This window comes from Rhizobium sp. FKY42, assembly GCF_005222835.1.
Lineage (GTDB): Bacteria > Pseudomonadota > Alphaproteobacteria > Rhizobiales > Rhizobiaceae > Neorhizobium.
The window spans coordinates 58,664-77,422 of record NZ_STGA01000021.1 but is presented as its reverse complement, the minus strand read 5'-3'; the positions used below and the strand labels follow the sequence as shown (position 1 = coordinate 77,422).

Here is an 18,759-nt window from a genome sequence, read left to right as displayed (position 1 = left end):
CATGAAGTTTTTAACGCCTCTTGTCCCGGCGCGGTTGATCCGCTGCTACAAACGTTTTTTGTTCGACGCGGAGTTAGCGGATGGTGAGGTGATTACAGGCTCCTGCCCTAATACCGGCTCCATGCGCGGACTAACGACACCGGGTTCGGAAATCTGGCTGTCGCTGCACAACAACCCTACCCGCAAATACCGCCACATGCTCGAACTGGTGCAGGCGGATGGCACACTTGTTGGCATCAATACCGCCGTGCCGAACAAGATTGCGGAAGAAGCGGTGCTCAGCGGGTTGCTGCCGACACTGTCTGCCACGGCAATCCTTAAGCGAGAGCAACGTTACGGCATCAATTCCCGCATCGACATTTTGCTGCGGGAAGAAGGCAAGCCGGACGCCTACATCGAGGTCAAGAATGTGCATTTCATGCGCAGACCAGGACTTGCAGAGTTTCCCGATTCGGTAACGGAACGCGGGGCCAAGCACCTCAATGAGCTGGTATCCGTCGTCCAATCCGGACATCGCGGGGTCATGCTTTACGTCATCCAAAGGAACGATTGCGCGAACCTCAGAATTTGCGACGATCTGGACCCGAAGTATGGGGCGGCATTCCGAGAGGCGCTACGCCACGGAGTGGAAGCCTATGCGCTGAGTTGCGCGATTTCCCCTCAAGGAATTTTTGCCGAAAGGTTGATCCCGATAGACGAAAGCGAGCAGCCTGATTAAAACCGGTGCGAGCGAGACGAAAGTGAATCCATGGTTACCTATATCGACGCAGCATCGGCGCCAAAGAAGAACACGGGTGCAATCCGGCTGTATGACACCGCTGCGGACTTCGACGGCATGCGCAAGGCCTGTCAACTGACAGCGCGATGCCTTGATGAGCTGGCATCAATCGTGAAGCCCGGTGTCACGACGAATGAAATCGACCGCTTCGTTTTCGAGTTCGGAGCAGATCATGGCGCCCTGCCCGCCACACTGAATTATCGCGGTTACAAATACTCCGTCTGCACGTCGATCAATCACGTCGTTTGCCATGGTATGCCGGAAGACAAGCCACTGCGCGAGGGCGACATCGTCAACATCGATGTAACCTACATCGTGGACGGCTGGCATGGCGATTCCAGCCGTATGTATCCGGTCGGTCAGGTGAAGCGCGCAGCCGAGCGCCTGATGGAGGTGACCTATGAATGCCTGATGCGCGGCATTTCCGTCGTCCGGCCAGGTGTCCGCACCGGTGCCATCGGCGAAGCGATACAGACATTCGCCGAGGCAGAACGCTGCTCGGTAGTTCGGGATTTCTGTGGTCATGGGGTGGGCCGCCTGTTTCACGACAGCCCGAACATTCTGCATTACGGGCGTGCAGACGAAGGTCCAGAATTGCGCGAAGGCATGATTTTCACCATCGAACCCATGATTAACCTGGGCAAGCCGCATGTGAAGGTTCTTTCCGATGGTTGGACGGCCGTGACCCGTGACCGCTCGCTGTCTGCCCAATACGAACATGCAGTTGGTGTCACTGCAACAGGATGCGAAATCTTCACCCTCTCTCCCAGCGGGTTGGATCGTCCGGGGCTGCCGCCTCTGTGAAAGGGAATCGATGACGCAATCTTCCGTGCCTCCATCCACGCAGCAGGGTTTTCCGGAAGCCGAAGAGGAAACGAACGACCTGTTCGCGGATGAGCGAAGCTTCTTTGCGGAACAGGCACCAAAGGCAGCCGGCTTGAAGAGACCTGTGCCATTTGCCAAGGAAGATGATAAGTCGGCTCACTATCACGGTCATCGCGAACGTTTGCGTGCCAGGTACCGAGAAAACGGTGACACAGCACTTGCCGATTACGAGATCCTCGAACTGCTGCTTTTCCGGCTGATTCCAAGGCGGGATACCAAGCCGATTGCCAAGGCGCTGATTGACCGCTTCGGAAATCTGGCTGGCGTCTTTGGAGCGTCGGTCCAGCTTCTTCAAGAGGTTAAGGGGGTCGGCGAAGCAGTTGCGCTGGATCTGAAGCTCATCGCGTCTGTTGGTCAGCGGATACTGAAAAGCGAGTTGCGCGACAAGCAGGTACTGGGTTCCTGGTCCTCTGTGATCGATTACTGCCATGCCGCCATGGCCTACGAATCGCGTGAGCAGTTCCGCATCCTGTTCCTCGACAAGCGCAACACATTGATAGCCGACGAAATACAGGGACGAGGAACGGTGGATCACACGCCCGTCTACCCTCGCGAAGTAGTGCGTCGGGCGTTGGAACTTTCTGCGACAGCGATCATTCTGGTGCACAATCACCCGTCAGGCGATCCGACGCCGTCACGAGCCGATATCGATATGACCAATACGATCATCCAGACGGCGAAACCGCTCGGAATCACCGTGCATGATCACATCATCATCGGTAAGGACGGCCATGTGAGCTTCAAGGGCTTGCGCCTGATCTGACGATCTCTATCACGCCACTTGAACGATGTGGCCCGCGGAGACTTCGCGATATTCCCGCTTTGGCGACTGATAGCCCATGGGTCGCACTGGACTGTTCAATTCTTCCTCCATCAGCCCACGGCGAATGCCGCGTCTTGCAGGATCCGGCACGGGAACCGCCGACATAAGCTTGCGTGTGTAAGGGTGCTGCGGATTTTCAAATACGGCAGCCCGCGGGCCAATCTCCACAATCTCGCCCAGATACATAACCGCAACGCGGTGGCTTACCCGTTCTACGACGGCCATGTCGTGGCTGATAAACAGGAACGCGAGGTCCAGTTGTTCCTGCAGATCCAGAAGCAGGTTGCAGACCTGCGCTTTGATTGAAACGTCCAGAGCCGAAACGGACTCGTCTGCAACGATCACCTTCGGATCGAGTGAAAGTGCACGGGCGATGGCAATTCGCTGACGCTGTCCGCCGGAGAACTCATGCGGATAACGGTTCATCATGGATGCTGATAGACCCACCCGCTCCAAAAGGTCTGCCGTCTTCTGTTTGGCCTCAGCCGCATTGCCCATTCCATGCTTGAGAAATGGTTCAGCGATCGCCTGTCCAACTGACATACGCGGATTGAGGCTTGAGAATGGATCCTGAAAAATCATCTGGATGCTTTTGCGCATGCGCTGCAATTGCGAGGATCCGAGCTCCCGTACATTCTGGCCATCGAGGCGAATGTCACCGGAGGTGGGTTCTATCAACCGCATGACCGAGCGTCCGGTCGTCGACTTGCCACAGCCGGACTCACCGACAAGCGCCAGAGTCTCGCCCTGCTTCAAATCGAAGGAAACATTTTCGACCGCATGGATCGAACCGGTCTGGCGACTGAACAGGCCTGAGCGAACCGGAAAGCGGGTTACGAGGTTCTCGACCTTCAGGATCGGAGCATCCCGTTCGGGCATCGTCCTGCTCGGCTGCGGCTCGGTCGTGATACCCGTGACCGTATCGACAATCGGGAACCGTAGCGGCACGGCCTGCCCTTCCATCGACCCTAGTCTCGGTACGGCAGAAAGAAGCGCGCGGGTATAGGGATGCTGCCCCCGATGAAAGATCTGCTCTGTCTCGCCGCTCTCCACCGCATCGCCCCGGAACATCACGACGGTGCGGTCTGCGATCTCAGCGACCACACCCATATCGTGCGTGATGAAGAGAACAGACATGCCCTCCTCCTCCTGCAGCGTCTTGATGAGGTCCAGGATCTGGCCCTGTATTGTGACATCAAGTGCCGTCGTCGGTTCGTCAGCGATAAGCAGTTTCGGCCGAGAAGCCAATGCCATGGCGATCATGACACGCTGGCGCATGCCGCCGGAAAACTGATGAGGGTACTCGTTGAAGCGGGAAGCTGCGTTCGGAATGCGCACCTTCTCCAGCATGCGGATGGTCTCGGTGCGGGCATAAGTGGCTGACATTCCCTTATGGCGCGTCAGCACTTCCGAGATCTGCCGACCGATCGTGAAGATCGGGTTCAGCGATGTCATCGGCTCCTGAAAGATCATGGAGACCTCATTACCGCGGACTGCGCGTATCTCTTTCTCGGACAGGCTCAACAGATCACGTCCGTTGAGCAGCACCTGACCTTCGATGCGGCTCGTGCTATGCGCGAGAAGCCGCATGATGGAGAGCAAGGTGACGCTCTTGCCCGAACCGGATTCGCCGACGATCGCCAGCGTCTCGCCGGGCCTGATATCGAAGGACACATCTCGAACGACAGGCTTCCACTCACCATCGACACGAAATGAGGTCGTCAGGCTGCGAACCGAAAGTATGGGTTCTGCGGTCATTTGGGCATCCTCGGTGTAGAGAAGGATGCAGATGCGCGGCCAGCAGCAGCGCGTTCTGCTTCAAGGGCGGCGATCTTCTGATCAATGATGGTACGATCAATAATGCCGTGCGGGTTGCTGCGCGTTGGCATCGTTTCCGCCACATAGATGTATCGCTCCTGCGCAACAGCATAAAGCCGACGCAGTTCCGCAAGGGGATCGCCATGATCATCGGCGCGAATGTTCAACCAGGCATAATCCTGATCACGATAGATGACGAGAGCAGCAGATTGCTTGCCACGCTTGTCGCCGCCTGCCGCCTCGCCCGCTTCCATTACGGCAAGGAGCCTTTCCGCAAAAGGCATATGCAACTTCTCTTGGTAAGCGCGCATTGTCTCTTCAACAACGTGAGGCCCTGCCAGCATGTTTCCGGCCACAGATACATTTTCGGCAACCAGATGGCCTGCCCAATCTATGCATTTGGAACCGGTGAACGCTGCGTTCCGGCCCGATGCGTCGATCAGGTGCATCTGGCGCTGTTCTGCGCCGTCATCGCGCTTCGTCACAATCCTAATGATCTCTTCCGGAGACTTGCCCTCGCCCAGCATTTTCAGGCCGTCGGTGCCGTAAAGCGGGCTAACGAAGGCTTGCGTAGCAACAGCGCCAACTCCGCCCCGAATGTAGGGCACGGCGCAACCAACGGCGAAGAAGCGACTGGCAACGGCGATGCCCAGATGTCCGGTCTCCGGATCTCTTGCAACGATCGAATAGGTCATGGTCAACGCCCCACAGCATAAGCTTGCATCAATCGCGGTGTCGCTGCCGCACGCAGCAGGCCATCCGCGTCACGGCGCGCAGCCGTCAAGCGACCGACCGTCCAGTTTTCGGCCACTGTGACCTGATGGCCGCGACGGCGTAGCTCCGCGATCGTCGCCTCCCCGAAACCTGCTTCCACCATGATTTGCCCCGGTTCCGATGTGCGCGGATAGAACGAGCCCGGAAAGTGAGTCGTATGGAACAGCGGCGCATCGATTGCGGCTTGAAGGTTTTTGCCGTGATGTGCGTAGCGCAGGAAGAAGGGCAATTGCCACTGGTCCTGTTGGTCGCCTCCCGGAGTTCCGAACGCAAGCGTCGGCTTACCCTGATAGAGCGCGAGCGAGGGCGTCAATGTCGTGCGAGGGCGCTTGCCGGGCGCCAGCGATGTCGGCAGTCCGTCTTTCAGCCAGAACATCTGTGCGCGCGAGTTCAGCGGGAAGCCGAGGCCGGGCACGACCGGCGAAGATTGCAGCCAACCGCCCGACGGCGTTGTCGAGACCATGTTGCCCCAGCGATCGATGACATCGATATGGACGGTATCGCCTTTCTTCTCAGACAAATGCGCCATTGTCGGCTCGTAGACCGCGCCCTTGCCGGAAAATTCCGCCAGCATGGCCATGGTCGCATCGCGCTGGCTTTCGTAGCCGGGAACAAGGCCGGGTCTCAGTTCCATGGAAGCCGTGTCAGAAATGAGTTTGCGGCGCTCGGTGTTGTAGCCTTCTGACAGGAGAAATTCGGTCGGTATCTGGCCGAATTCCGGGTCACCGTAATAGACCTCGCGATCGGCATAGGCGAGCTTCATTGCTTCCACCACATGGTGCACGAAGTCCGGACCGGTCGGGTCCATTGCTTGCAGGTCAAATCCCTTCAACAACGCGAGGGATTGCAGCAAGACTGGCCCCTGCCCCCATGCGAGAGTCTTGGCAACAGTCCAATCATTGTAGTCGAAGGTCTGCGGGGCTTCGATCGTCGCCGAATATCCTGCCATGTCGTCAGCGGTCAGCACCGCCTTATGGCGCTGGCCGCTCGCATCCATTACCTCCGCCGTCTTCAGGTAGCGGTCAATCGAGTCGGCCACAAAACCGCGATAGAAGGCATCACGGGCTAACTGAACCTTGTCCTCGCGGCTGCCGGTGGCACTCTCTGACTCCGAGATGATACGCTTCCATGTTTCCGCGAGAACCGGATTGCGGAAGTTTGAATGTGGCTCCGGTGCAGATCCACCCGGCAGCCAGGTCTCGAACGAGGTTGGCCATTCTTTCGCGAAGAAGTCCGCCAAGCCCTTGATGGTTGCCGAAACACGCGGCAGCACGGGATGCCCATGTTCAGCGTAATAGATTGCAGGCTCGAGCACTTCGCGAACGGACATGCTGCCATAATCGCGCAGCATGAGCATCCAGCCATCGAACGCGCCGGGGATGACGGTTGCCAGCAGGCCATCGCCCGGAATGAGTTTCAAACCTTCCGCAGTGTAGTGCTCTATTGTGGCACCTGCGGGCGCTGGACCCTGGGCACAAATCACCTCAACCTTGTCGCTCTTCTTCGAATAGATGATCGCCGGCATATCGCCGCCCGGACCACAGAGATGCGGCTCTACAACCTGAAGCACGAAGGCGGTGGCAACGGCTGCGTCGAATGCGTTACCGCCCTTTTCCAGAATGCTCATGCCCACGGCGGAAGCAATCCAGTGGGTCGAGGTCACGACACCGAAAGTGCCGAGAATTTCAGGACGCGTCGTGAAGTCACTCATCAACAATGCCTTTCAGACTTAATTTTCGCGGGGGTCCAGCGCATCACGCAGACCATCACCCAGGAGATTGAAACCGATGACGACGAGGAAAATTGCGATGCCAGGCCACATGGCCATCCAAGGGGCCTGTGTCAGGAAGTTCTTCGCAACATTCAGCATGGAGCCCCAGCTGGCGGCAGGTGGCTGCTGACCAAGCCCGAGGAAGGAGAGCGAGGCTTCGGCAATGATCGCCGTCGCGACCGTCAAGGTGGCCTGCACGATGATCGGTGCCGTGACATTCGGCAGAATGTAACGCAGCATAATATCGAGATGGCCGAGGCCCACAGACCGTGCGCCCTCGACGAAATCCTCCTGCTTCACAGCCAGTACCTGCCCACGCGTCAAACGGACAAAAATCGGCATGGCACTGAGGCCGATGGCTATCATGGCATTGGTCAGGCTTGGACCAAGAAATGCAGCAAGCGCGATCGCCATGATCAGGAACGGCATGGCAAGCAGCGCTTCGGTGATGCGCGATATGATGAGATCCACCCAGCCGCCGAAATAGCCGGCGAGAATGCCGAACGGCACTCCTATCACCACTGCAATAGCAACGGAAAACACTCCAGCCATGAGCGATGCCTGCGCGCCCCAGACCATGCGCGAGAGGATATCCCGGCCAAGATCATCCGTGCCCAGCCAATGCGCCGCGGACGGTGCCTTGCGGATAGCCGACCAACTGGTTACCACAGGATCCGGAATAGGCAGAACCGGTGCCAGTGCAGCCAAAGCCACGAAGAATATAATGATGATGAAGCCAGCAACGGAGCTGCGGTTTGCCTTCAGCTTGCGCCAGGCACGGCTGCTTTCGCGTTTGGCAGGAACAGCGGTCTGGGAGACGGCGCTCATAGCGTTGCCCTCAGTCTTGGATTCAGCAGCACGTAAAGGATGTCGGCAGCGAGGTTCATGACGAGGAAACCGACCGCCGTGCACATGACAACGCCCTGCACAACGGCATAATCGCGGTTGAAGACGGCATCGACAATAAGCTTCCCGAAGCCGGGAATCGTGAAGATCTGCTCCGTCAATACAGCTCCGGCCAGCAATTCGCCGAAAAGCAGCGCGCTGAGCGTGACAACCGGCAGCAAGGCATTGCGGAAGCTATGGGACAGGATCACTTCCCTAGGCGACAAACCTTTGGCGCGGGCTGTCCGGATGTAATCCGAGGAAAGAACACCAAGCATTGCAGAACGCGTATGGCGCATCAGCGTTGCCGCAAGCCCGGTTCCAAGAACGAAGGATGGCATCAGCATCGTCTGAATGGATCGCACCGGATCCACGAAAATCGACTCGAACCCCGAGGCCGGAAGCCAGCCAAGGTTTACCGAAATCAGCAGGATCAGCATGATGCCGAGCCAGAAGTTCGGTACCGACAAGCCGGACAACGCGACCAGATTGGCGATGTAATCGAGGATCGTATTCTTTTTCACCGCCGCCAGTATGCCCATCGGCACGCCGATGATGACGGCGAAGAACATCGACATGACGGCGAGCTGGATCGTGACCGGCAGCTTCTGCCCGATCAGTTCAAGGACCGGCTGATTAGTGCGTAAGGAAACGCCAAGATCACCCTGGGCAACACCACCGAGCCAGCGAACATATTGCACGGGGATTGGATCATTGAGGTGATACTTCTCCCGAAGCGGCTCAAGCACCGCTGGATCACGCTCTTCACCGGCCATGGCCATGATGGGATCACCGGGAAGCAGCTTCTGAAGCGAAAAAACAAAGATGGAGATGATCAGCAAGGTCGGAATGGCGACCAGCAGACGCTTTCCAATATAGACGGGCATTTGCACCATCCCTATGGGGCTCGATGGCTGGCCGAAGGCACAACCACGCAGATTGAAAAGTGGCGCCGCAGGCTGAACTCCGCGGCGCCTGCTTACCTCAGCTGCCCTTCTTCAGGCCAACAAGACGAATCATGCCATCCGGCGAGGGGGTGAAACCGGTGACATTCTTCTTCATGGCCCAGATCCAGGACTGGTGACCGAGGTAGATCATTGGCTGCTCGTCGTTCAGAATGACAGTAGCGGCATCATATTTCTGCTTGCGTACCTTCTCGTCCGTCGCGGCACGCGCTTCGTTCAACAACTTGTCGACTTCCGCATTGCAATACTTCGTGTCGTTAAGGCCACCTTTGCAGGTGACGAACTGGTGGATGTTGCCATCCGGATCGACGCGGCCCGACCAGTCGGAACGGCTGAGCTGGTAGTTACCGCGCGTTTGCTCATCCAGCAGGGTTGCGAATTCGGTCGACTTCAAGGTCACGTCAAACCCGGCTTCCGCCACCATGGACTGGATGATCTGCATCGTCTGCTGAACGACCGGATTGTTCGGGATCTGGATCTCGACGGGCACACGGTCAAAGCCTGCTTCCTTGATCAAGGCCTTTGCCTTTGCAACGTCGCGCTGCGGAACAGGAACGGACTTGTTGAACCACGCACTGCTTGGCGGGAATGGCTGGTTGCCCGCAAGAGCCGTGCCTTCGAATACGATCTGCATCAGCGCTTCACGATCCATGGCCAGCGAAAACGCCTGACGCAGGCGCTTGTCCTTGCCCATCGGGTTGTTGGCGCGCGCGCCATTGCCCACATTCACGTAGATCGACATGTTGCCGATATTGACGACATCCGCATAGGTCAGCTTGGAATCACCCTTGACGGCTGCGGCATCCGTTGGCGCCAACCGCTCTATGAAATCCAGATCGCCAGACTGGAGATTGGCGAGCCGCACTGTGGAATCCGGAATGGGCGTGTAGGTCACCTTGTCGATGAAGACATTGTCCTTGTTCCAGTAGTCCTTGAACTTTTCGAGAACGATACGATCCTGCTGGACACGCTCGACGAACTTGAAAGGTCCGGCGCAAACCGGCTTGGATCCGAAATTCGCGCCCAGTTCTTTCGCGGCCTTCGGCGAGACAATCATGCCTGCGCGGTCGGACAGTTGTGCCAGAAGCGTCGCATCCGGCTGCTTCAGCGTGAACTTGACCTTAAGCGGACCCGCGGCCTCAACCTTCTCGACAGAAGCAAGTTCGCTCTTGCGGCGTGATTCCGCCATAGTCAGATTGCGTTCGATCGTGGTCACGACTGCCGCCGCGTCCAGCGGGGTGTCGTCATGAAACTTCACGCCTTCGCGCAGTTTCATGGTCAGCACCTTGCCGCCTTCCGACCAGGCCCAGTCGGTTGCCAGCTGCGGAATGATCTTCAGGTCCGGCGAGACATCGACCAGCTTGTCGCACATTGCGGTATAGACGATACGGCCAACAAAGCTTCGTGATTGTGCCGGATCGAGCACATCCGCATCGTCTTGCAAACCGACTTTCAAGTCGACGGCGGCGGCCGGCAGCGCAGTCAAGACACCGAAGGCCAGAGCCGTAGTCAGGCGCAAGATCTGGTTCATGATCATTCTCCTCTGATCGATTAATTCAATTGGTTCGGATCTTCCGGCTTGTTGCCGCCGGTTTGAATGTGTCAGGAAGCCTGCTGGCCCAGGTTGGCAGGTTCATGGTCAAGCGAGGTTTCGCGGATGAGGCGCTCTTGCAGCATCAGCAGATGCTGCCGCATCGTTTCTCCCGCTCGCGCCGGATCACGCGCTGCAATCGCCTCGATGATGTCTTCATGCTGCGCATAGGCCATGGTGATTGCCGTGCCGGACCGGGCGCGCTCGCGAATGGCCTGCCAGGCTTCGTCCTGACGGACGTGATTCATCACATCGAAAATGGTCAGAAAGAGCTGGTTGCGGGCGCTTTGAGCAATCTGGCGATGCAGCGCGCCATCCCAGAGCTCGCGGGCGTCGGCATCTTCGCTTTCACGGATCTTTCGAGCCAGCTCACGCATGCGAACCAACTCTGCAGGCTTCGCACGCATGGCCGCCAGTTGCGCCAGTTGCGGCTCGATACGAAGGCGCACCTCCATGATTTCCATGAAGTCCGTTCCCGCGACAATGGCATCGACGTTGCCGGGCCAGTTGCCGGGCCTTTGGCCAACAAACGTACCGGATCCCTGCCTGCGCCAAACCTCGCCTTCAGCCTCCAGGACCTCCAATGCCCGACGGATCGCCCGCCGACCGACACCCAGCATCTCCGAAAGGTTGCGTTCAGTCGGCAGCTTTCCATCGGCGGCAACCTTCCCGTCACGCAACAGTTCACGCAGCTTTTCGAGCGCGTAATTTGCATTGTCCGGCGGCGGGGTGTTCTGGACCATTGTATGAACCAATTTTACGATTGGTTCATTTGTGGTATTATGCCTTTATTGTGTCAAGCTAAAATATGCACATGTTTGTGCAATGCACATGGTTTGTGCGATGCGAGTTCGGTGCCGGCACTCACTGACTTGTCGGAAACCAAGGGCGTCAGGAATTGGTTAGAATTGGAGGTTATATTTGACGAATTACGGATGTTGCGGCGCAATAGAGACCGCAACGCGCAACGAGGCTCATCATGTATCAATACGATCTGGTCGTTATCGGTAGTGGACCCGCAGGCAGAAGAGCCGCAATTCAGGCTGCCAAGCTGGAAAAACGGGTGCTTGTCGTCGAGCAGGGGCGGCGTGTCGGTGGTGTGTCGGTGCACACGGGAACGATCCCCTCCAAGACACTTCGCGAGACGGCGCTCAATCTGACCGGTTGGCGAGAGCGTGGCTTCTACGGGCGCGCCTATCGGGTCAAGCAGGAAATCAGTGCGGAAGACCTGCGCCGTCGCCTGCTGATAACGCTCGACCATGAAGTTGAGGTGCTCGAGCATCAGTTTGCCCGAAACAGGGTTCAACAGATGCGTGGAAGGGCTCAGTTCGTTGATCCGCACACGCTTGAAATCGCCAAGAGTGATGGCGAGATGCTTCGCGTCACGACGGCCTCCGTTCTTCTGGCTGTAGGCACCCGCCCCTATCGCCCGCCGCACATTCCATTCGATAACGAGGCCGTACTCGATAGCGATGAGTTGCTGGAAATCAAGCGGGTCCCACGATCATTGATCGTCGTTGGCGCAGGCGTTATCGGGATCGAGTACGCCACCATATTCAGCGCTCTCGATACGCAAGTCACAGTAGTTGAACCGCGCGAGACCATGCTGGATTTCATCGACAAGGAAATTGTGGAAGACTTCACCTACCAGCTACGCGACCGCAACATGAAGCTCATTTTCGGCCAAACGGTTGAGTCGGTTGAGCGCGAACCAAACGGCGGGAAATGCCGCGTCACACTGAAAAGCGGGCGAAGTCTCCAGGCCGAAATGGTTCTGTTTGCAGCGGGGCGCGTTGGAGCTACTGACACGCTGAACCTTGCCGCAGCCGGGCTGGAGGCCGATAACAGAGGTCGGTTGAAGGTTGATCCCGAAACATTCCAGACTTCCGTTCCGCACATCTATGCGGCGGGTGACGTCGTCGGCTTTCCGAGTCTTGCCTCCACCTCGATGGAGCAAGGTCGCATCGCAGCACGGCACGCGGTTGGCGTACCCGCCAGCGAACCCCCGCAATATTTCCCCTATGGCATCTACGCGGTGCCAGAAATTTCCACCTGCGGGCTTTCCGAAGAAGAAGTTCTTCAGCGCGGAATTCCTTATGAGACCGGCATTGCCCATTTCCGTGAAACCTCTCGCGGCCACATCATGGGCCTCGACACCGGCATGCTGAAGATGATCTTTTCACTGAAAACACGCCGCCTGCTAGGCGTTCACATCGTAGGTGAAGGCGCGACTGAACTGGTCCATATCGGACAGGCAGTACTCAACCTGAAAGGGACCGTCGAGTACTTCGTCGAGAACACCTTCAACTATCCAACACTTGCGGAAGCCTACAAGATCGCCGGTCTGGACGCCTGGAACAGAATGGGAGAAGGCCCGAAAGAGGCACCAGTGGCAACAGCACAGCCAACTGATTCGACTGCTGGTTCAGGTGCAGATGTCGCGCCCGCTGAACCCAAGAAAAAAGCCGCCTCGTAACGGGGCGGCTCCAACTCGTCATGCAAAAAAGGCGGCTCGTGGCCGCCTTTTTCGTAACTATTAGCGCGAATAGAATTCGACGACGAGGTTCGGTTCCATGATCACGGCGTAAGGAACATCGGACAGGGTCGGAACGCGAACGTAGGTGGCGACCATCTTGTTGTGATCAACTTCGATGTAGTCCGGAACGTCACGCTCTGCGAGCTGAACGGCTTCGAGAACCGTAACCAACTGCTTGGACTTCTGACGAACTTCGATGACGTCGCCGGCCTTGCAACGGTAGGAACCGATGTTGACGCGAACGCCGTTGACCGTGACGTGACCATGGTTCACGAACTGACGAGCAGCCCAGATGGTCGGAACGAACTTTGCACGATAGACGATTGCGTCAAGGCGCGACTCGAGCAGGCCGATCAGGTTTTCACCGGTATCGCCCTTGCGACGGTTGGCTTCGTCGTAGATCGAACGGAACTGCTTCTCGCGAAGGTCACCGTAGTAACCCTTGAGCTTCTGCTTGGCGCGGAGCTGAACACCGAAATCGGACAGCTTGCCCTTGCGGCGCTGACCGTGCTGGCCAGGACCGTATTCGCGACGGTTGACCGGGGACTTCGGACGACCCCAGATGTTTTCGCCCATACGGCGATCGATTTTGTACTTGGACGACGCGCGCTTGCTCATCGTATTTCCTTCAAACGTAAACAGACCGGTCTGTCGCCAAACCGGACCAGAGGAAACACGCCCTCCTAAGAGCAACATCTTGCGATGGCTCTGACAGGCTTCTCACAGAGCGTCCGGAGACAGCCACGGGACATGTCAATGAAACACCGGGCGTTGCCACCCCGTGTTGGCCCGGTCTTTAGGGGGCTGATGAAGAAATGTCAACCGCTTCCTCCCCTCAGCAACGCAGGCACGATATACAACTATAAATAAAGCATTCACTAAAGTGAAATCGAGGTGATTATTTTTTGATGTCCACTCTTGAAGCTTGGCGAGAGAAAAACCATGTGTGTCTGCAGCACCGGGCCCCTCTGACGTGTATTGCCGGATCGACCCGTGATGTCGGTGCTAGAGAGTCAACTTGATCCGGCTTCGGATAACCCGTCATGGATTTTCTCTTCATCGATCTATTGGGCAAGCCGCTATGGATGTGGCTTACCTTTGTTGCAGTCGTACTCGTTCTACTCGCCCTCGACCTGGGTGTTCTCCATAAGGATAGCCGCGAAATCGGCATCAAGGAAAGCTTCGCGCTTTCTGCTTTCTATATTGCGCTCGGCCTCGCCTTTGGCGGCTGGATCTGGTTCCAGAGCGGCGAGCAGGCAGGCCTTGAATATCTGACCGGATTTGTGGTCGAAAAAAGCCTGGCCATGGATAATATCTTCGTCATAGCGATGATATTTGGCTACTTCTCCATTCCTCGCGCCTATCAGCACCGAGTTCTTCTCTGGGGTATTCTCGGAGTTATCGTACTGCGAGGCGTGATGATTGCCGCCGGTGCGGCCATTGTCGAAAACTACAGCTGGGTTCTCTATCTCTTCGCAGCCTTCCTGATCATCACGGGCATCAAGATGCTTTTGACCGCCGATCAGGAATATGATGTCGCGTCGAACCCGGTCCTGAAGTTCTTGCGCAAGAAATTGCCGGTGACCGACGGACTGCGCAATGAGAAGTTCCTGGTACGTGAGACCGACCCTGCTACGGGCAAACTCAAGACCTTCATCACGCCGTTGTTCCTTGCGCTTGTGATGGTTGAACTGGCGGACGTTATCTTCGCGGTCGACTCGATCCCGGCAATTTTCGCGATCACGACTGACCCGTACATTGTCTACACGTCCAACATCTTCGCGATCCTCGGCCTGCGCGCTCTGTACTTCGCATTGTCTGCGCTGATCCACAGGTTCACCTATCTCAAGTATGCTCTGTCGGTCGTCCTGATCTTCATCGGCTCCAAGATCTTCCTTGCGGATATGCTGGGCCTTGCCAAGATCCCGCCGGTCGTCTCGCTTACGGTTACCATCGGCATCCTGGCCGCCGGTATCCTGGGCTCCCTTTGGGCAACAAGGAACACGAAGCCGGAAATCGAAGCAAAGCAGTAAGCCCCAGAGAATTGAAGACGGAAACCGCGCCCTCAACGGCGCGGTTTTTGTTTGCAAGCTCCGGCTTTTTCAGCACTCATGCTCGGGTTGTTTCTCATGCTTTCAATTCGAATCGGATGCCCTGCCATGACTGCCACACACGATACCGTTCTCGAGCGCTTTCTGCGTTACGTCGTGATCGATACCCAATCGGACGGAACGTCCAGTTCGCAGCCCTCCACGGAGAAGCAAAAGAACCTGGGACGACTGCTGGAGCGAGAGCTTAGAGAGTTGGGCCTTGATGACGCTCACCTTGATGAGCACGGTAATGTCTACGCAACCATCCCCGCGACGAGCAGCAAAGACGTGCCCGTTATTTGCTTCTGCTCCCATATGGATACAGCGCCGGATTTTACGGGCACCAACGTCAAGCCCCAGATCGTGCGCAGCTATCAGGGTGGAGACATCCGTTTGGTGGGCGACACTTCCCAGGTCATTCGCGTCTCAGATCATCCGGAGCTGAAAAATCAGATTGGCCACGACATTGTCACAACCGACGGCACCACGCTTCTAGGCGCGGATGACAAGGCCGGAATCGCCGAGATCATGACGGCTGCGCAGTATCTGCTAGCACATCCGGAAATTCCACACGGAGCGGTCAAGATCCTGTTCACGACCGATGAGGAAATCGGACGCGGCGCTGACAAGGTTGATCTCCAGAAACTCGGCGCGAAGTTCGGCTACACGCTGGACGGCTCGACGGTCGGTGAAATCGAGAACGAAACCTTCTCTGCCGACGGTGTGACGATTGAAATCACTGGCGTCGCGATGCATCCCGGCACCGCAAAGGATCGGATGGAGAATGCCATCAAGATTGCCAGCCGCATCGTTGCCAACCTGCCGCAGGATCAGACACCGGAAACCACGGAAGGGCGCCAGGGCTTCATTCACCCGGTTGGCATTTCCGGCGCCATGGAAAGTGCCCGCATCAGTTTCATCATTCGGGATTTTGAAGAATTTGGTCTGATCGAAAAGGAAGGGCTTCTTCGTTCCATTACAGAGGATGTACTGAAGTCCTATCCCGGCTCCAGTTTCACATTTACGGTAAAGCAACAGTATCGAAACATGAAGGTCGTACTCGACCAGTATCCGGCTGTAGTCGAAAACCTTGTCGAAGCGACAAAGCGGGTCGGTCTGACGCCGAAGCTCGCCAGTATTCGCGGCGGAACAGACGGATCACGCCTTTCCTTCATGGGCCTTCCCTGCCCTAATATATTCACCGGTGGGCATGCCTATCACTCGCCGCTCGAATGGGTCAGTGTTCAGGACATGGAAACTTCGGTGAAGACAATAATCGAACTGGTCAAGGTCTTCGAAGAGCGCGCTATCTGAAGACACATTCAAGAGAGACCTCCACGGTCTCTCTCACTCCGCAGCAAGGCGATCGACCGAGGCAGGTTCGTCATCGGTCGCGTCCGCAGCACCGGGCGCGGTCTGAACGTCGAGATCCGGAAAGGCGACGATGCGCTTGCCGGAGAAGTCTGCGTGGACGACGATCAGGTTCTGCTCCTCAAAGTAACCGAGAAGCCGCCGCGCACGCCGCGCCGAATGCGTTCCATAAGCCTTTGCGATACGCATATCCGATGGACAGGGCTCTCCAATCAGAGCAGCCTTGGCCATCAGTAGGAAGACCCCTTGAAGATCATCTGAAACACGAGCCGACAACTCAAGTGCTGTCTGCCAGCCAGGTGTCGCCGCTGTCTCCTCATCGACACCGGCACGCGAGATGGCAACGCGCCTGCGAAACTCACTCATCGACATGGGCGTACCGGGCAAACGCCGCATACGCGCTCGGACCAGAAAGTCCTGATAGAGAACCGAATCCGTTCTGTAGGCGGCCTGAGGATCATCGATGATCTCGGAGAGAACCGCTGCAATACGCTCCTCCCGTTGCTCCGCCGTCAGTTCCGGCTGTGCGGGCTTGGCCGGTTCCGCAGGAGCAGGCATCGCCGCCTGCGGGGAGCGGGAAAGCTCCGCCAGAATATCCGTTGTCGGCCGCGGCGCAGGCGGGGCCCGCCGCGTAACGGGCCGCGTGAATTCTTCCGGATCGGGGGTGAAGATCAGGTCTTCCACATCCTGCGGCGCATCCGGCAGTGGCATCAGCTTGGGTGACGAAGACCGTGCGGAGGTTTCCACGCTGCCTATCACGATAGGCAGCGGCCTGCGCGAAAGGGCCGGTCCCAGCGCGACGAAATTTCCGCGCTTCAGGTCGCGGAACATTTCCGCCTGACGCCGATCCATACCAAGCAGGTCAGCAGCACGAGCCATATCGATATCCAGAAAGGTCCGGCCCATCAGGAAGTTGGAGGCTTCGGCGGCAACGTTCTTGGCGAGTTTGGCCAGTCGCTGTGTTGCAATGACGCCTGCCAGACCGCGCTTGCGACCGCGGCACATCAGGTTTGTCATGGCGCCGAGCGACATCTTGCGGGCATCTTCCGACACGTCACCGCCGACGGATGGCGCGAACATCTGGGCCTCATCCACGACGACAAGAACCGGATACCAGTACTCGCGATCGGCATCAAAAAGCCCGTTGAGGAATGCAGCTGCGGCACGCATCTGCTCCTCAATGTCGAGGCCTTCCAATGTCAGAACGCAGGAAACGCGGTGCTGACGGATACGCGTTGCAATCCCGATGAGCTCCGCTTCCGTTCGCTCTCCATCGACAACAATATGCCCGTATTTATCGGCAAGCGTGACGAAATCACCTTCGGGATCAATGATGACCTGCTGCACCCACTGGGCCGACTGCTCCAGCAACCGCCGCAAGAGGTGTGATTTGCCGGATCCGGAGTTGCCCTGCACCAGCAAGCGGGTGGCCAAAAGCTCCTCGATATCGAGCTTGGCCGGCTGCCCGCCGGACAGAGTTCCCATATCGATGCCTACCTGCACTGCACTTCCCTCAAGATGACGCTGGTTACGACGCCGGACTCACTGCGGCTCCATTCTATCCTTATCAGATAATCGAACCCGCAGCGCCCCGAAAGCCAGTCGATCAACAGAGAATTGCTTAGAGCGTCGGGCGACTAATCGGAAACGGCCTGCCGCTCTAATTTCTCTGTTGACGCATCGATTGAGCGAAAAACCGGATTCCACTTTTTCGCCCGATGCTTTAGGCGGCGGCACGGCGCATACCAGCTGCCAGAAAGCCTGCGCCAATCATCAGTGTTCCGCCTGTCCGGTTGACGGCGCGCTGAACGCGCGGGCTTCGGATCGTGTTTCTGGCGGAGGACGCCAGCAAGCCGTAAAGTCCCGCATTCAGCGTCGCCAGAACCAGAAACGTGACTTCGAAGATCACCATCTGCGCCAGAAACGGCTGAGTCACGTCGAGAAACTGCGGCAGGAAGGCCACGAAAAACAGGATGCTCTTCGGGTTCAGCGCCGTCACCATATAGGTGTGCAGGAAAATCCGCGCAGGCTTCACGGTCGCGTCAGCCTGCGCTTCCTCAACGGAAGCAGCGTTGACAGGCGCCCGCCAGAGCTTGATGCCGAGATAAATGAGGTAGGCCGCGCCGACCCATTTCAACACAGTGAAAAGGCTTGCATAGGTCGTGAGAAGCGCACCGAGGCCCAACATCGAGGCCGTCATGGCAGTGAAGTCTCCGAGCGCCACCCCGGCAACCGTGGCACCTGCTATTTTGCGACCATGGGTCAGCGAATAGGAAATCACCAACAGAATCGTTGGGCCGGGAATGGCGAGAACAACGGAGGCCGTTGCCACGAAGGCCAACCAGTTTTCAAAGGACATGCAGCACCTCCAGGTTCGGAATCACGTCTGACCAACACTTTATGCTTGAACCGGCCTGACTGGATATAACCAGAAACAGGGAAGCAGTTTTTTGTTAGCCGCGCCGACGAACC

16 protein-coding genes are annotated in these 18,759 nt (G+C 57.4%); 6 read left to right on the top strand and 10 right to left on the bottom strand.

The features are described 5' to 3' along the window. Position 1: 1 nt before the first annotated feature. The 3 genes from sfsA to radC are packed head-to-tail and all read left to right on the top strand — an operon-like array spanning position 2 to position 2,426. A complete protein-coding gene (sfsA, locus tag E8M78_RS08215; RefSeq protein ID WP_137134609.1) occupies positions 2 to 718 on the top strand; it encodes a DNA/RNA nuclease SfsA in 717 nt (238 codons plus the stop codon). Between the two features lie 30 nt (positions 719 to 748). After that, positions 749 to 1,582, top strand: a complete 834-nt coding sequence (gene map, locus E8M78_RS08210) for a type I methionyl aminopeptidase (RefSeq protein WP_137134608.1) — start codon at positions 749 to 751, stop codon at positions 1,580 to 1,582. A 10-nt stretch (positions 1,583 to 1,592) separates the two neighbouring features. Then, positions 1,593 to 2,426 carry a DNA repair protein RadC gene (gene radC / locus E8M78_RS08205; RefSeq protein WP_137134607.1) on the top strand — a complete coding sequence of 278 codons (834 nt, stop codon included), beginning with the start codon at positions 1,593 to 1,595 and terminating at the stop codon, positions 2,424 to 2,426. 9 nt (positions 2,427 to 2,435) lie between these two features. Here the strand turns inward: radC and E8M78_RS08200 are convergent, their stop codons facing one another. From E8M78_RS08200 to E8M78_RS08170, 7 genes are all read right to left on the bottom strand, one after another. After that, positions 2,436 to 4,244 carry an ABC transporter ATP-binding protein gene (locus tag E8M78_RS08200; protein WP_137134606.1) on the bottom strand — a complete coding sequence of 603 codons (1,809 nt, stop codon included), beginning with the start codon at positions 4,242 to 4,244 and terminating at the stop codon, positions 2,436 to 2,438. Beyond that, positions 4,241 to 4,999, bottom strand: a complete 759-nt coding sequence (locus E8M78_RS08195) for a DUF1028 domain-containing protein (protein ID WP_137134605.1) — start codon at positions 4,997 to 4,999, stop codon at positions 4,241 to 4,243. Before E8M78_RS08195 ends, E8M78_RS08200 begins: the two co-directional genes overlap by 4 nt. Positions 5,000 to 5,001: 2 nt before the next feature. Then, positions 5,002 to 6,789 carry a gamma-glutamyltransferase family protein gene (locus E8M78_RS08190; RefSeq protein WP_137134604.1) on the bottom strand — a complete coding sequence of 596 codons (1,788 nt, stop codon included), beginning with the start codon at positions 6,787 to 6,789 and terminating at the stop codon, positions 5,002 to 5,004. A gap of 18 nt (positions 6,790 to 6,807) precedes the next feature. Next, the gene (locus tag E8M78_RS08185; RefSeq protein WP_137134603.1) at positions 6,808 to 7,677 is read right to left on the bottom strand and encodes an ABC transporter permease; all 870 of its coding nucleotides are present in this window, start codon (positions 7,675 to 7,677) and stop codon (positions 6,808 to 6,810) included. Next, positions 7,674 to 8,621 carry an ABC transporter permease gene (locus E8M78_RS08180; RefSeq protein WP_137134602.1) on the bottom strand — a complete coding sequence of 316 codons (948 nt, stop codon included), beginning with the start codon at positions 8,619 to 8,621 and terminating at the stop codon, positions 7,674 to 7,676. Before E8M78_RS08180 ends, E8M78_RS08185 begins: the two co-directional genes overlap by 4 nt. 97 nt (positions 8,622 to 8,718) lie before the next feature. Next, positions 8,719 to 10,230 carry an ABC transporter substrate-binding protein gene (locus E8M78_RS08175; protein WP_137134601.1) on the bottom strand — a complete coding sequence of 504 codons (1,512 nt, stop codon included), beginning with the start codon at positions 10,228 to 10,230 and terminating at the stop codon, positions 8,719 to 8,721. 71 nt (positions 10,231 to 10,301) lie between these two features. After that, the gene (locus E8M78_RS08170) at positions 10,302 to 11,033 is read right to left on the bottom strand and encodes a FadR/GntR family transcriptional regulator (protein WP_137134600.1); all 732 of its coding nucleotides are present in this window, start codon (positions 11,031 to 11,033) and stop codon (positions 10,302 to 10,304) included. Between the two features lie 236 nt (positions 11,034 to 11,269). On the opposite strand from E8M78_RS08170, the gene sthA reads away from it, so the two are divergent. After that, a complete protein-coding gene (gene sthA / locus E8M78_RS08165; protein WP_137134599.1) occupies positions 11,270 to 12,766 on the top strand; it encodes a Si-specific NAD(P)(+) transhydrogenase in 1,497 nt (498 codons plus the stop codon). A 60-nt stretch (positions 12,767 to 12,826) separates the two neighbouring features. Here the strand turns inward: sthA and rpsD are convergent, their stop codons facing one another. After that, a complete protein-coding gene (gene rpsD, locus E8M78_RS08160; RefSeq protein WP_062554618.1) occupies positions 12,827 to 13,444 on the bottom strand; it encodes a 30S ribosomal protein S4 in 618 nt (205 codons plus the stop codon). Positions 13,445 to 13,869: 425 nt separating this feature from the next. On the opposite strand from rpsD, the gene E8M78_RS08155 reads away from it, so the two are divergent. Next, positions 13,870 to 14,859, top strand: coding sequence for a TerC family protein (locus tag E8M78_RS08155; RefSeq protein ID WP_137134598.1), 990 nt, complete (start codon positions 13,870 to 13,872; stop codon positions 14,857 to 14,859). A gap of 126 nt (positions 14,860 to 14,985) precedes the next feature. Beyond that, complete coding sequence (gene pepT / locus E8M78_RS08150) at positions 14,986 to 16,230, top strand: peptidase T (RefSeq protein WP_137134597.1); 1,245 nt, start codon at positions 14,986 to 14,988, stop codon at positions 16,228 to 16,230. A gap of 33 nt (positions 16,231 to 16,263) precedes the next feature. Here the strand turns inward: pepT and E8M78_RS08145 are convergent, their stop codons facing one another. Both E8M78_RS08145 and E8M78_RS08140 read right to left on the bottom strand, forming a co-directional pair. Next, on the bottom strand, positions 16,264 to 17,790 hold the full coding sequence (locus E8M78_RS08145; RefSeq protein ID WP_170973366.1) for an ATP-binding protein: 1,527 nt from the start codon (positions 17,788 to 17,790) through the stop codon (positions 16,264 to 16,266). A 220-nt stretch (positions 17,791 to 18,010) separates the two neighbouring features. After that, positions 18,011 to 18,646, bottom strand: a complete 636-nt coding sequence (locus tag E8M78_RS08140) for a LysE family translocator (protein WP_137134596.1) — start codon at positions 18,644 to 18,646, stop codon at positions 18,011 to 18,013. Positions 18,647 to 18,759 lie beyond the last annotated feature (113 nt).

Coding starts and splice junctions, on each gene's coding strand:
- sthA (WP_137134599.1), top strand. CDS start 11,270: ATGTATCAATACGATCTGGTCGTTATCGGTAGTGGACCCGCAGGCAGA.
- E8M78_RS08170 (WP_137134600.1), bottom strand. CDS start 11,033: ATGGTCCAGAACACCCCGCCGCCGGACAATGCAAATTACGCGCTCGAA.
- map (WP_137134608.1), top strand. CDS start 749: ATGGTTACCTATATCGACGCAGCATCGGCGCCAAAGAAGAACACGGGT.
- E8M78_RS08175 (WP_137134601.1), bottom strand. CDS start 10,230: ATGAACCAGATCTTGCGCCTGACTACGGCTCTGGCCTTCGGTGTCTTG.
- E8M78_RS08155 (WP_137134598.1), top strand. CDS start 13,870: ATGGATTTTCTCTTCATCGATCTATTGGGCAAGCCGCTATGGATGTGG.
- E8M78_RS08140 (WP_137134596.1), bottom strand. CDS start 18,646: ATGTCCTTTGAAAACTGGTTGGCCTTCGTGGCAACGGCCTCCGTTGTT.
- radC (WP_137134607.1), top strand. CDS start 1,593: ATGACGCAATCTTCCGTGCCTCCATCCACGCAGCAGGGTTTTCCGGAA.
- E8M78_RS08200 (WP_137134606.1), bottom strand. CDS start 4,244: ATGACCGCAGAACCCATACTTTCGGTTCGCAGCCTGACGACCTCATTT.
- E8M78_RS08180 (WP_137134602.1), bottom strand. CDS start 8,621: ATGCCCGTCTATATTGGAAAGCGTCTGCTGGTCGCCATTCCGACCTTG.
- E8M78_RS08195 (WP_137134605.1), bottom strand. CDS start 4,999: ATGACCTATTCGATCGTTGCAAGAGATCCGGAGACCGGACATCTGGGC.
- pepT (WP_137134597.1), top strand. CDS start 14,986: ATGACTGCCACACACGATACCGTTCTCGAGCGCTTTCTGCGTTACGTC.
- rpsD (WP_062554618.1), bottom strand. CDS start 13,444: ATGAGCAAGCGCGCGTCGTCCAAGTACAAAATCGATCGCCGTATGGGC.
- E8M78_RS08190 (WP_137134604.1), bottom strand. CDS start 6,789: ATGAGTGACTTCACGACGCGTCCTGAAATTCTCGGCACTTTCGGTGTC.
- sfsA (WP_137134609.1), top strand. CDS start 2: ATGAAGTTTTTAACGCCTCTTGTCCCGGCGCGGTTGATCCGCTGCTAC.
- E8M78_RS08185 (WP_137134603.1), bottom strand. CDS start 7,677: ATGAGCGCCGTCTCCCAGACCGCTGTTCCTGCCAAACGCGAAAGCAGC.